Origin of the sequence: Oceanobacillus sp. FSL W7-1281 (assembly GCF_037969835.1) — a bacterium.
GTDB lineage: Bacteria > Bacillota > Bacilli > Bacillales > Amphibacillaceae > Oceanobacillus > Oceanobacillus oncorhynchi.
The window spans coordinates 1,225,604-1,238,347 of record NZ_CP150214.1 but is presented as its reverse complement, the minus strand read 5'-3'; the positions used below and the strand labels follow the sequence as shown (position 1 = coordinate 1,238,347).

Here is a 12,744-nt window from a genome sequence, read left to right as displayed (position 1 = left end):
GATTTCCTCTGTTTTTGTCGAATTAAATTATAGAGGAGGTGATACATATGAGTAAAATTGATGTTCATGAAATCATGGATAAATTTGTCCAAGAACGCCAAGAAGCCAATTCCCAAGAACTTTTGGAAACTATCGGTTCAGAAACTAGAAATTTTTCGATAGAAGAGCTACCTCGTGAAATCCTAAGAATAGTTTCCAAAACTGTAGGTACGGTTAGTTCACATGATCGCGAACTTTTTGCAGATGTGCTTCAAGAAGTTGTAGATCGTCTTGAAGAGCGAGATTGATATTTTGTTATGCAATCTGCAAATTCCTTTTCACCTAATTTTAAAGAAACGGACAAGTCCTTGTTATCAAGGGCTCTGTTCTCTATCAAAGTTTCACCATTAATTTCAATCTTATCTCCTTTGATACGTATGCCTTCTGGACTGCAATTAATAGCATTGACGATATTAAGTGCGTCTGCTTTATCTCCTATCAATGTATACAGACTTGAAATCTCATCTTCTAGCGACAACACTCTACCTTCCAAATTCTCAACCTTCAACTCATAAAAACGCTCTCGGCTGATTTCATTTCCTTCTTCATCACGATAGCTATGTCCTTTCCAAACAGTAGGTTGTTTTAGTTCTAAATCACCATTCCGTAAATTAAATTTCATGCCTTCTGTACCTAATTCATAGTCCTTCTCTTCTCCACTCATCATTAACGCCTCCTAAAAATTCATATAAAAAAGAACAGAGCAACCGATAATTTACCGGTAGTCTGTTCTCAAATTTAATCCTCTTTTTCTTTTATCAACAAGGAGATATTTCCTACTATAAACATTCCTTCAATTCGCCAATTATTAATTTCATAAACGTGATTATAATCATCAACACCGATCACTGCACCCGAATCAACTAGGTTTACCCTTAAAGGTTCATTAGGAATTGTCTTTAAATATTCTATTAGTTTGGGGTGCGATGCCTCTATTTTGCCTTCTAGTTCATAATTGGTATTATATTTAATTTTAACACCAGAATATTCCGGCAAGATTTCATTCCATTTCCCTGTACTGTTATTTTTCTCTAAAACATAACCTGCTCCACTCATTTAATCATACCTCTCATAATATAATATTTAGAATCTTTATTCTAATTCTATTATACCACAAAAAGGATAAGAAGACTGAAAACTCTGTAATCAATAATATCTTTCATCATATTTCAATTCACAAGCATGATTTGCTTTCACTTCAAGCTCACCCGGTTCTAATAATTCATAATTAGAGGCTAGCCTAATAGAGTGTCTTAAATCCCTATTATCATTTAGCCAAACCTCACGCCCCTCGTATTTGATGGTTAAGCGATCACCTTCGATAAACTCATAGCTTAAGAGGATATAGATATCTCTTGCGCGTAACTCAAATTTATCTGTGTTTGCAGTAAATCTAAGCGAGACTTCCCACGGTGCTGCATCTTGACCAGTAATGGTATGAGTGCTTTCGCTCGTGCCAACTTCAATCACTTTCTCATTCATCCGTTTGGCACTATCAGCACAAGTAAAAGTCATTGTACAGATAAGACTATTACTATCTTCGTCAGGTATATTTGCATCGGAAAGCGTTGCAACAAAATGAGCATTTTCGTCGGTGAATTCAAGTCTTTTTTCGTTTCCTTTAAGATAACCATTCAACCGATTGAAACGCTCTCTAAGTCCTTCATTTGTGGCATCTGCAATTAAAAATTTAACTGGTATCTCCCTGACGTCATAAGTTACATCTTTTACCCTTGAACCATGAGCACCTGGCATCTGTACTAAGTCTAATCTACGATTTAAAATACCTCTACCGCCTACAGATAACGTTACAAATCTTCCTGTTTCATCTGTCAGCAATTCATCCAGATTATTCCCATCAAATACCGTTTGGAGCGATAAGGAAGTGCCTCCTGTATCGCTTGTTGGTTGTGTATCTACAAATTGGTACATAAAGCGCCTCCTATACCGTTCTAGGTCTTAATCTATTACGCTTTCGATTTTGATTTTGGCTGATATCATCTACAAATGTGCTAAAATCCTTGCCTCCCAGAACCAAATTAATGATTGCTGGTTGCGGTTGTTGAATTTCTCCCTGATGACTCAACTCGTGACTAACACGAGATTGTATTTGCGCATTTGTATTTGCAACTTGTCCAGCGATATCAAATAGCGGTGTTGCTACGTCAAATGGTGACGATACATAATCAGCCATTGCGTCCATAACAGAATAGACTTTACCAGCATACTGTTCAATTCCAACGGCAATACCCTCTGGGATCCAGCGACCAACATCGTCCCTCATAATTCGGGATGGTGATTTAATTTTCAATGCACTGCGCATAGTTGAAGCTACACGACTTGCTATGTTGCGTGCTGTAGACATAACTGCGCCGGATCGGCTGTTTAACCCGCCTTGCAAACCTGCCATAGCATTGGAACCGACGCCGGACATTGCTCCGCGCAATCCTCTAAATGGAGAAACTAATCCACTAGATAGCCTTGACATAATTCCCATGCTCGCCGAAGCGCCAGAATTCAAGCTACCTTGAAAAGCGCCCATAGATACTCGGGCTAATCCTGGTAATCGACTCAAGCTATTACTCATATTGGATACGCCGCTTTGCGTGGTTCGATTAAGGCTTTGCATTCCCATGTCGGTTCTGTTAATCATGGCTGTTGTCATAGTAATTATTGAATTAATTACACTAGATTGATTATCAGATATACCATTGCCTAAACCTTGAGATACGAATTGACCAATAGCAAAAAACACACGAGAAGGACTGTGCGTATCAAATTCACCTCTTGCTACGTTAATCACATCTTGCGCAACGGTGCGCATAGCACTTACCGCACCGTCACCCATTCCGCGAATACCGTTACTGAGGCCGAGGCTGACATTATTTCCAATTGTTTCAAATGTAGACTTCGGCAACCCACTCTCTGTCGTAGTGGTTACGTCATTCGTTAAGGTTTCTGCAGCGCTTGTAGCGTTACCTTTGCTACCTTCGATTCCTGTGCCAGTACCTTGACCTACGTTACCGCCATAATTGATATAAATAGATTCAGGCATACCCTCTTCTACTTCAGATTGAACACCACTTGTCATGCTGTTAGCAGCACCAGTTGCTTCACCCGTACTCCCTTGGATTCCTATCGCTGTTCTAATCGGCACGGAGCTTCCGAATATTTCTAGCGGTGTACCTTCGAGCGCTGCTGATATTTCTTCGCCTGGCGCTCTTCCAATTTCACCGGAAGCCCATGCAACGGATTCTTTACCGTTGTTAAGCGATCCTGCAAGTCTGGTTGGAACGCCATCTGCCGCTCCTTCGATATCAGAATTGTTCATTTCTTCTATCGCTGGATTAGTCGCTTCTCTACCTAACATTTCAGAGGCAGCCTTTACATAAGGAGATCCGGTTTCCATTCCAGCAGATATATCAACAGGAACTTCTTCACCTTTTGCAGAGAAATCATGGTTTCCTAAAGCTATATCAAGCCCTTCCCAAAGTCTTCCACCTAATCTGGTTGTGGATTCCTCAACTTCCTCGGCGCTTTCATCAACCCCGCTTGCTGTCTCATTTCCAACTTGAAGACCATACGCCTCCCAATCCGCCTCATTGATTTGCGTGCGAAGGATTGTTTCCATACGTTCTACAAGAGTTGTCATCAAATCTACAACTTCTTCGAATCCTTCACCTAAAGCATCTTTAAGAGCATTTGATGATAGTTCTCCACCTTCTTGGTAAGTGTCTGCTAACGTTTTTAATTTCTCACCACTAGTGCCTTCAGTTCCTTCTAAATCATCAACCATTTCTTGCAAGACAGCCGCATGGTCAATCCCCATATCTTCAATGAATGGAATAAAGCTTTCATAACTATTGTCTCCTGCCCATTCCATCAATGTGGCTTGATTCTCTCCCCACTGTTCCACCATTTTTTGGTTATGCTGCATGGTTTCAATCATGCTGTCCATAGTGTGGTCAGTCTTGCTTTCAATTTCTTCGAAAGCGTTGGTTGCAGCATCTTTTAATTCTCCGTATTTATCAGCAAGCGAATCAAAAGCATCTTTTGCAGCTCCTTCTAAATCCTCATAAGATATGATGATGTCATGGTTATTGTCAGCGATAATGTCTTTAGCATTCTGACTGGATTCAACCATTGTGTCTTTCGTTGTTTCATATTGAATACCTAATTCATCAAGTGTTGCCAGTAACTCTTGCTCTTGTTCGTCAAGTTCTTGTATTTTTATTCGAGCGTCAGCAGTATCATTTCCACTCTCTTGAATGGTCGAGTTCCATTCTTTACGCATCGCTATAACTTCATCAAGTTGTAGTTCTACCTCTTGTTGTTCTTTTAAAATTTCTGTTAGGCGTTCCTGGGCAGCGTTACCCTTATCTTGCTCTGCCATAAGATCGATACGCGCTTGCATTTTTTCAGTTGATTCGCTCAACATGTCTGCTTCTTCGTTATATGAAGCGTTTAAACCATCAACATTACCATTCAATTGTTCAACTGCGATGCTTAGATTACGTTTATCCTCAGCAGATTTGTTTTCTTTTTCTGATAGTTCTTCGACCGTTCCCAGTAATGTGTTATTCGCTTCTCTGGTTGCATCAATATCATTAACTCTATCTTTATAAACTCCGGCACTTTCATTCATAGAATCTATTAATGTATCAGTAGATTCTCCCAGTTCATCTGTTTCTTCCTTTAAGCGCTCGGTTTCTTCGCTAGTTTGGTTGAAATGATTCCATACAGCGTATGCTCCTGCGGCTAATCCAGCTGCTCCAGTAATAATCCAGCCAACGGGACCCATTAGTGCTAACATCGCCGTCCTTAGACCTGTTGTTGCTACTCCAAGTGCCATTTGTGCAGCAATTACTGCTGTCGCCCTGCCTCTTAAAGCATTGTAAGCTAAGGACATTGCTGTTGTAGTTGTTGTGACAGCTGCTTGAATCACTGGGATTCCTATTAGGGTTGCTTTAAAAGCAAGAAGTGCTGTACCAACGGATTTGACCACCATCAACCCTGCAAACGCTGCTGCCATTCCACCAATAACAGGAACAAACGGTTTAGCCACAGTCAGCAAAGGACTAAATACATCTAACAAACCAAACAATGCATTTCCAACCGGTTCAATTACTGCAGCTGCTGTTTTCATACTTGATTCCATGAAGGAACCAAATTCACTAACCATATCACGCATCGTTGGCAATCCGTTATTTGTAAGCATGCCGTCGATCGCTTCAATGATTGCTGTCACACCACGGGCAGCAGCTGCGCCCATATTGGCAAATGCACCAGACCAAGATGCACCAGCTTCTTTTGCTGCACCGGATATATTGGTAACTCCATTGGTTCCTTCCATCATGGCTGTGGTTACTGTGTTTACAAAGTCCTCTGCGCTGATTTCACCATCAGAAAGCGCTTTTGATACTTCATCAACACTTCTACCGGTTGCCTGAGCGTATATATCAACCGCTGGAATACCAGCTTCAAATAATCGATTTAATTGGTCCATGCCAACTTTACCTTTTGTCAGCATGTTCTGGAGAGCATTTGTTACGTTCGCAAACTGCTCATTTGAGCCATTACCATAAAAAGCTACGGCATCTCCCCAAGCTTCTATATATTTAGTCGCTTCTCCAACTTCAACGCCACGCGTCACAAAGTCCTGCACACTGGATGCTGCGACATCCAAACCGTAAGCTGTACCAGTTACAATGTCATTCGTTTTATCGAGTGCAGCATTAGCATCCGTTGTACTACCTGTCATTTCTGTCATAACACGCTCGAATTGTTCCATGGTATCGATTCGCTGAAACGCTAAATCAACGGCATTGCGTAATACTTTGAAAACGCCAACTGTTGCAGCGATACCCGCGATTGTTTTAATCAACTTATTCATGGATATATCTGTTTCGTCAGCTGAGTCGGCCACGCCGTCTAATCCATCTTTCGCCTGTTCACTACTTCCGCTGACACCTTCTAACGAATCGGATGCGCCATCAATACCTGCTCCAGCGCTTTCGCCGCTCATTCCTGCTTCTTCAAGTGCAGACCCTACATCACTAACGCTAGTCGTAGCACTGTCACTGCTTCCGTCAACACTATCCAGTGCTGCATCGACAATATCTACTCCAGCGCCGGCACTGTCACCACTTGTTCCCAAATTATCCATCGCATCGGTTACACCGTCGACAGTTATTGATGCCTGGGAACCGCTGTCAGACATGCCGTCTAATGACGAATCAAGAACATCTAACCCACTGCTTGCGCTATCGCCACTGGATCCTAAATCATCAAGAGAGGAACCTGTGTTGTCTATCGCGCCAGATGCTGATGAACTTGAATCCATCACACCTCCCAACGCAGCATCTACCGTATCAATGCCAACACCCGCACTGCTTCCACTATCATGAAGTGAATCCATAGAGTCGCCTACATCATGCATTCCGGATTCAACACCGCCAGTTGCCCCTGTGATGCCTTCGAGACCGGATTCAACAGACTTCATTCCGCTTCCAGAACTGCTGGCTGCGCTATCGAAATCGATTATGCTTTGTGTGCCTCGTTGAAATGATCTAATAAACTCTTCAATACCGGTCGCTCTCAGATATGCTTCCACACTGTATTGTTCAGAAATAGTATTAACCTCCCTTCTTATTCAGGATTTTTGCTGCTTCTACCATTCTTTTTTGTCTATTAGTTAAATTGCTTTTGTTCGGTTTGCTTGGACCTTCTAATGACTTAATAGCTTTTTCATAATCAAAGAAAGACTTGAAGTCTTTGAAAACAGGCTCCATTTTCGGCTTGTCTTTACTGCCGACATTTTTATTTGCGGTAACTTGATGATTAAGCCATGCTTGCATATGCATGTCATATTGCTTGTCGATTTGAGCCAAATTAAAAGCCCTCATCCGCAGCGAGTATTCACGCAGTGAGAGCACTTTGATGTCATAGAGGCTTGTAAATCCTAAATAACGAAAGCAATTTATTACAATCTGTTCATAGGCCTCTTCTGATGGAGGATTTTCATTCTTTACTGGGCTTGCTTCTGTTCCCGTTGAGCTCGTTGAACGCCTTTTTTGAACTCTTGCATTTTTGGTTTCAAAAAAACCGATTCTTCCATAGCCTCTGTAATGGTTTTAAATAGTTCTTCTAATTTTCCCTCTGCAGCTTGTCCCTCGATGTACTCATCGATACCACTATTAGATGGCTTAGATTTAAGATGATCAGTTGCCGCTTTGATAATATCTACCAAAATAACTGGATTCCTCGTTCCTAAGTGAGTGATAGCTGTCTCTACCCCGACCCCTAACGGAATTCCTTGCGCCTTTACTGTATGAAATTCATCCATCTTTCTAATAAATCCTAAACCAAAAGCTAACTCGTATTTTTTCTCGCCAATTTGAATTTCCATAATAAAATTCCTCCTAATATAAATAAAAATAAGTACAAAAAAGAGCGCTATTTCAGCGCCCTTAGTCAATAATTAACGTGCTACCGATTTCTGCATCCCCAATCGCTTGGGGTACATTAGGGAGTTTCTTCTTCGTCATCATCACCGTTTCCATTGTCGTTTTCACTTTCAGGCACGGTATCAGTAAATGCATACTGTACTGCTTGCTCTTGTTCTTCTGTCAAAGTGGCCATTCCTGTTTGCGGTTCCAGTTCTACGACAAGGTTTGACTCAATGTTTGACTGCTCCTCAACATTTGCAGGGTTTTCCCATGAATCAAGGTATCCTTGGCAATAAACTGCTGGGTATTTTCCGTCATCATCCCTTAAATCTTCATCCACTGTAACTTCCCAAACTTCCAGTCTAGATCCGGATTTAACAGCATCTTCTAACATTTCTCGCACTGGGTCATCCTTTGCCTGGATTGCTGAGATACTAACAGCAGATTCTAATTCTCCGACTTGAACTACCGTACCGTCTTTTGTGACGATAGATTCTAATTCACGGCTGTAACTAAACGTATGCTCCGTCTGAAACACTAATTTAGCTGCCGCTTTATCTCGATCTGTATACTTTCTGAATAGCAATATTTTATCCTTACCTTGTAACATTTCTGGCATGTTGTTTCCCTCCTAATTTAAAGTAGCTTCACAGCTTAAAACGCCGTGAAGCAATGGTGTACCGGTTGAATTATCATCCATAACCTGACCGGTTGTATTATGATTTAATACTTGATAGCCATCTGTTCTTTTCAATCTATAAAAAGCGTTCTCGATGGCGTTTCGCATTTCTGTTACCGTTTTTCGATTGCGTTCCGGCTGATTAGCATAAACATGGACTCTCACCACGTAATCACCAAATCTGTTGAATTTGGTCCGCCTGCTTGTGTTGAACGTCTCTCCGACATAAACAAAGGGATATGGCGCTTTCCCATCTGGAAGATAGTTGAAAGTATCATACCCCAATTGCATGCTTATTTTATAAATGGCATCATAAATAGATTGGTCGGGCGTCTTTCTCACTCAACCACCTCACTTTAATAGTCTTTCTAAGTCCCTGATAAATTGCATTTTTTGAGCCAAGAAAGCCGGTTGCACGAATGGTTGTGCTGCCATATAACGACTGCCGTGTTCCAACCACCATGAATAATACGTATTCGGGGCAACTCTTACTGCATACCCTCTATCGCCCATAGGTGATGAAATACCAATAGAACGCTTCGTTGTTCCTGTTGGTGGAATGAATTTTCCGTTATGATAATGGCCTTTAAAGGATGCCTCTCTCTGCATTCTCCTTTGAAGTTCTGAACCATTCAATTGAACAACCTTCTTCACGGCGCTCAAATCCGATTTCTTTTGCATAGCTTTTATTAATGGTCCAGTTCCTTTGATACCAAGATTGCCCCTGGTCATTACACTTCACCTTCAACAAAAATAACGCCTTTCCGGTAATTGGATTGGCGTTTTGGTTGGTAAGTCTGCTTTTCGTTGTCACCTAAATACAGATGCTTAAAATCTTTATAATAAGGCTGTTGCAAACGAATGACAGTCATTACCCTATCTATCTGTCCGAATATCTGATTGGTTCGGTCTATGCCTAGTTTGGATACATTACAAGGAAGTGTTCTTTCAACATTCTCTCCCGGTATCCATTCGCCTTTTTCCGGATCATAGTATCCATCGGTTTCACTAACGAAGGTGACTCTTTTATCAAATCGCATTAGAAGAACAGCACCTTTCCGCGCTTCGGCTTAGATTCTTCATCCTCCACATAATCATCGATGATATCAAGATACGGATCCAGTTCCTTATCTAAATCATAAAAATCGATTTTGTGACCTTCTACAGATTCAGATTTCATACCTTCTGAGCCAATACGATTGAAGCGACGCAAGGTTACTTCTTCGATGATATACTCCAATTCTTCTGGAATCTCTTTGATAGACTTGTTAACTTTGCGTAACTTACCTAACAACAGACTGCGAACATTTTTAATCAAAACATCCAAGACAGGGTCCTGTAGATTGTCTTGGATATTTAATACGATTTTCACATTCTTTTTAATTTCATCCATGATTATTCACCATCTTCAATCAATGCCAATAACGCCGCCACTTGTTCTTCGGTAAATTGAGGTTCGGCGTCTTGGCCATCTGCACCGTCAGAGCCAGCAGGACCTTGTGGACCCTGTTCGCCGGTATCGCCTTTATCTCCCTTATCACCTTTTGTTCCTCGTTGTCCTTGAGGGCCTTGTTCCCCTTGCGGTCCTTCCACTCCATCAATTAACTCTGCGAAATCCTCACCAGTAGGTTTTTTACCAGTGCTGAACATTTCTTTTAATTCTTCTTTTGTAGCCATTTTTAGCCTCCTATCCTATTTCAAAAGATTCACCAATTGTGGCTTCCCCTATTGATAGGGGTCCATTAGGGAGTACCGTCAGCAACCTTTGCGATAAAGATATTGTCAATAGATTCAAAGGACGGCAGTACAATTTCAGACACAATGTTATAAACGTTGACCGGATGCGGCTCTTTTACCGATGTTACAGCGATAGCGTTGTCAATAAGTGATACTTCGGCATCGGTATTTCCACTCATGAGATCAGCTTCTTCCGGAGTTGTCCCAAAATAGGTGTTACCTAAATTACCTTCTGGAATCAGAGTAAACACATCGTCCGGAAAGAATAAATTAGAATCTCCACCAACTTCTGTACTGTACTTTTTGTTGTAGACAGCAATGGTTAGACCTAATTTGTTTGACAGGTATTGCTGCACCATCGCATCAGTTAGAATGATGTTCTGACCTCCTAGAGGATTCATGTCTAAACGGATTGTTTTATTGTTAACAAGATAGTTCCATGTCTTGCGTGTACAAATCGCTCTCGTAGGACGCGTGCCAGTTCTATCCTCGATTTCATCCTGCCATTCTTTAATGTCAGTAATCGGATTAGAATCTGGATTACTCCATTGATCTGAACCTGTCAGTGTATCTTGATTGTTATCTGAAAGATCATAATCATAATCATAAACTTGCCGACCGGATTCAATACTAATTTGACCAGTTGATAATAGCTGCATAATCATTCGTTCTGGCACAACTCTTGCACCATCTACTAGATTAGCGACATCATCATAAATACGATTAATCAAAGGCATGAGATACTGAGAATTCGCTGAATTCATTACCTTTAAAATTTCTTGACGTTCTTTTTCTCCAATTCGCATGCCTTCACGGAAGAACGGCATTTCTGTTTCGATTTTCGTAACGCCAATACGATCACGTAAATCAGCTTTTGCATCAAATGCAGATGCTTTCAATGCTACTGGAAGCCCTTTGCTCCCTTTAATCCACGACAAATCTAATCCCATTTGCTTTCGAGCAGGGAATAGCGTTTCTCCTAAATACGGAATGCGTTCTGAGGCATTCTCTTGATAATAAGTTGCGATATTTGGTGCGTTCACTAAATCAAAAATGTTATCCATCATCAAAACTCCTTTATTTAATAAATTTAATTTGGTTTAATGCTGCTTTTGCTTCTGATGCCGGCGCTTCTGGTAGCTTATCTGTTTCGATAAATGCATGAATGAGCGCAGCACCAGCTGCAGGACCATACGTTACATCCACATCATTAAATAAAACACCCTCTGCATTTTCATCATTTGATTTAACTGCAAAGGCTGATCTATCATCAATAAAACCTCCACCAATAACAGTTCCTGCAGGTACAATCTTCTTTCCATTATCATTTGTCGACACTCCTGCATCATCAACAGTCACAGGTAATGCGACATAATGGTCAGCAAACTTTAAAATTTGTTTTTGCGGTCCACCAAATGGTGTTTTAGTAAATTTCATTATTAATTACCTCCATTATTTAAAATAATTTCCTTGTGCTTTTTCAACATCAACACTATTTTGCTTGTTCAGATTCGCTAACTGTTTACCTAAATTGTCAGCTTTCAATTTCCCGCCGTTGCCAGCTGGTGGTGTGTCCTGTCGCAATTTTTCTTTAACAGCATCATTCACGGCACTGTCAAATGCTTCTTTAAATGTTTTGATATTTGCTAACGTGCTTTCTGCATCTTCACCAAGTAAGATGTCAGCGAAATCAGAAGGTAGTTTCTTTTCTTGCAAATCTGCTACTGCATCAGAACGCAATTCTGATCGCTTGATTTTTTCTTCACGTTCTAAAAGTTCTTTTTCACGCTGCGTAAGTTCTTCTTGCTGACGTTCCTTTTCAGACAACTTGGATAAGCGCTGCTGTTCTGCCAATGCATCCTTGACAGCTTGATTGATAGCTTCTTGCTGCTTTGGTTTTTGATTCTCTTCAAAGGCAGCGACTGCCTTGCTAATTTTGCTATCCACTTCTGACTGAGTGAAGGTTTTTTCATTTCCTTCTCCACCTTCACCATTGCCGGACTCGCCTTGTTGGCCGCCTTCTCCTCCATCACCTTGCCCGGCGCCTTCCCCGCCCTCAGCAAAGAACTGTAAATCAAGTGGTAATCCTTGCTGTGCCTGATGTGTCAATCTTGATGCAATCTGACCTTCTGTAAAAGGAGTTACATTCGCTAACTTTTTAACTTTATCCATTAATTCATTCATCTTCGTTTCCTCCTAATCCCATGCAGTCATTCCTATCAATCTTTCACCACATAAAAAATAAGCCCCGTACAGTCTTTTTACAGCCCGTTCAGTGCTTATCTCTAGGAAACTATTCAATTGATATTTAACGCCCACACAGTATTAAATTTTGATAGTTTAACGTCGTTCCGGACAAAAGCAATTGTATAGTATTCACCTCCGTTAATAGATATAATCTAATCAGGAGGTGATTAACTATGGATAATCTTGAGGTTGTTGTAACTTTCGCTAACGATGAAAAGTTATATATTAAACAAGATGCTATTATTTTTCCTGTTCGCTTAGTTGAACATAAAAACGAAAAATTTTGTTCCACTTCTGAACCAATTGTTTTAGAGGAAGAAATGCATCACAGTGAAGGACTGATACCTGCATTAACATCCGTTTTTGCACTTAATGAATTCTTCTTTTTATCTGAAGAAGGACAAACAAACAGAACTGTTTATAAAACTGGGTCTATTGTGTCTTTGGAACAAAGGAAACAACAAAAAGCTGGTATCGGCAGGTTTTTCTAATATTCAATTCTGATTTCAATCAATTTAACCGCACTAACGCTTGTCTGCTAAGTGCGGTTAATCCACTCAACATCTTTGAGTTTGTGGTAAACCTCTGTTCCGT

17 protein-coding genes are annotated in these 12,744 nt (G+C 40.7%); 2 read left to right on the top strand and 15 right to left on the bottom strand.

Annotated elements, in window-relative coordinates; all coding sequences use genetic code 11:
* The first annotated feature begins 47 nt into the window (after positions 1-47).
* Complete coding sequence (locus tag MKX55_RS06345) at positions 48-287, top strand: hypothetical protein (RefSeq protein WP_339236912.1); 240 nt, start codon at positions 48-50, stop codon at positions 285-287.
* On the opposite strand, the gene MKX55_RS06340 is transcribed toward MKX55_RS06345, so the two are convergent.
* The 15 genes from MKX55_RS06340 to MKX55_RS06270 form a co-directional block, all read right to left on the bottom strand.
* Positions 251-706 carry a hypothetical protein gene (locus MKX55_RS06340; RefSeq protein ID WP_339236909.1) on the bottom strand — a complete coding sequence of 152 codons (456 nt, stop codon included), beginning with the start codon at positions 704-706 and terminating at the stop codon, positions 251-253. The two genes, MKX55_RS06345 and MKX55_RS06340, sit on opposite strands and share 37 nt — an antisense overlap.
* Before the next feature lie 71 nt (positions 707-777).
* A complete protein-coding gene (locus MKX55_RS06335) occupies positions 778-1,095 on the bottom strand; it encodes a hypothetical protein (RefSeq protein ID WP_339236907.1) in 318 nt (105 codons plus the stop codon).
* A gap of 90 nt (positions 1,096-1,185) precedes the next feature.
* Positions 1,186-1,971, bottom strand: coding sequence for a distal tail protein Dit (locus MKX55_RS06330; RefSeq protein WP_339236906.1), 786 nt, complete (start codon positions 1,969-1,971; stop codon positions 1,186-1,188).
* A gap of 10 nt (positions 1,972-1,981) precedes the next feature.
* Entirely contained in the window at positions 1,982-6,541 is a 4,560-nt protein-coding gene (locus tag MKX55_RS06325) for a tape measure protein (protein ID WP_339236904.1), read from the bottom strand.
* 133 nt (positions 6,542-6,674) lie between these two features.
* Positions 6,675-6,929: a hypothetical protein gene (locus MKX55_RS06320; protein ID WP_339236902.1), complete on the bottom strand. Its 255-nt coding sequence runs from the start codon at positions 6,927-6,929 to the stop codon at positions 6,675-6,677.
* A gap of 137 nt (positions 6,930-7,066) precedes the next feature.
* Complete coding sequence (locus MKX55_RS06315; protein ID WP_193062990.1) at positions 7,067-7,447, bottom strand: tail assembly chaperone; 381 nt, start codon at positions 7,445-7,447, stop codon at positions 7,067-7,069.
* Between the two features lie 116 nt (positions 7,448-7,563).
* A complete protein-coding gene (locus MKX55_RS06310; protein WP_339183325.1) occupies positions 7,564-8,106 on the bottom strand; it encodes a phage major tail protein, TP901-1 family in 543 nt (180 codons plus the stop codon).
* Positions 8,107-8,118: 12 nt separating this feature from the next.
* Positions 8,119-8,508 (bottom strand): hypothetical protein, encoded by a 390-nt coding sequence (locus MKX55_RS06305; RefSeq protein WP_339236899.1) that lies wholly within the window; start codon positions 8,506-8,508, stop codon positions 8,119-8,121.
* A 9-nt stretch (positions 8,509-8,517) separates the two neighbouring features.
* On the bottom strand, positions 8,518-8,898 hold the full coding sequence (locus tag MKX55_RS06300; RefSeq protein WP_339236897.1) for an HK97-gp10 family putative phage morphogenesis protein: 381 nt from the start codon (positions 8,896-8,898) through the stop codon (positions 8,518-8,520).
* Positions 8,898-9,206 carry a hypothetical protein gene (locus tag MKX55_RS06295; protein WP_339236894.1) on the bottom strand — a complete coding sequence of 103 codons (309 nt, stop codon included), beginning with the start codon at positions 9,204-9,206 and terminating at the stop codon, positions 8,898-8,900. Before MKX55_RS06295 ends, MKX55_RS06300 begins: the two co-directional genes overlap by 1 nt.
* A complete protein-coding gene (locus MKX55_RS06290; RefSeq protein WP_256705868.1) occupies positions 9,206-9,559 on the bottom strand; it encodes a phage head-tail connector protein in 354 nt (117 codons plus the stop codon). Before MKX55_RS06290 ends, MKX55_RS06295 begins: the two co-directional genes overlap by 1 nt.
* 2 nt (positions 9,560-9,561) lie before the next feature.
* Positions 9,562-9,843 carry a hypothetical protein gene (locus MKX55_RS06285; RefSeq protein ID WP_276540061.1) on the bottom strand — a complete coding sequence of 94 codons (282 nt, stop codon included), beginning with the start codon at positions 9,841-9,843 and terminating at the stop codon, positions 9,562-9,564.
* 65 nt (positions 9,844-9,908) lie between these two features.
* Positions 9,909-10,970, bottom strand: a complete 1,062-nt coding sequence (locus MKX55_RS06280; RefSeq protein ID WP_339236892.1) for a major capsid protein — start codon at positions 10,968-10,970, stop codon at positions 9,909-9,911.
* A 10-nt stretch (positions 10,971-10,980) separates the two neighbouring features.
* Complete coding sequence (locus MKX55_RS06275) at positions 10,981-11,340, bottom strand: hypothetical protein (protein WP_339236890.1); 360 nt, start codon at positions 11,338-11,340, stop codon at positions 10,981-10,983.
* Positions 11,341-11,355: 15 nt separating this feature from the next.
* On the bottom strand, positions 11,356-12,087 hold the full coding sequence (locus MKX55_RS06270; RefSeq protein WP_339236888.1) for a DUF4355 domain-containing protein: 732 nt from the start codon (positions 12,085-12,087) through the stop codon (positions 11,356-11,358).
* A 236-nt stretch (positions 12,088-12,323) separates the two neighbouring features.
* Here MKX55_RS06270 and MKX55_RS06265 point away from each other — a divergent pair, with 236 nt between their 5' ends.
* Positions 12,324-12,641 (top strand): hypothetical protein, encoded by a 318-nt coding sequence (locus MKX55_RS06265; RefSeq protein WP_256705864.1) that lies wholly within the window; start codon positions 12,324-12,326, stop codon positions 12,639-12,641.
* The last annotated feature ends 103 nt before the right edge of the window (positions 12,642-12,744 follow it).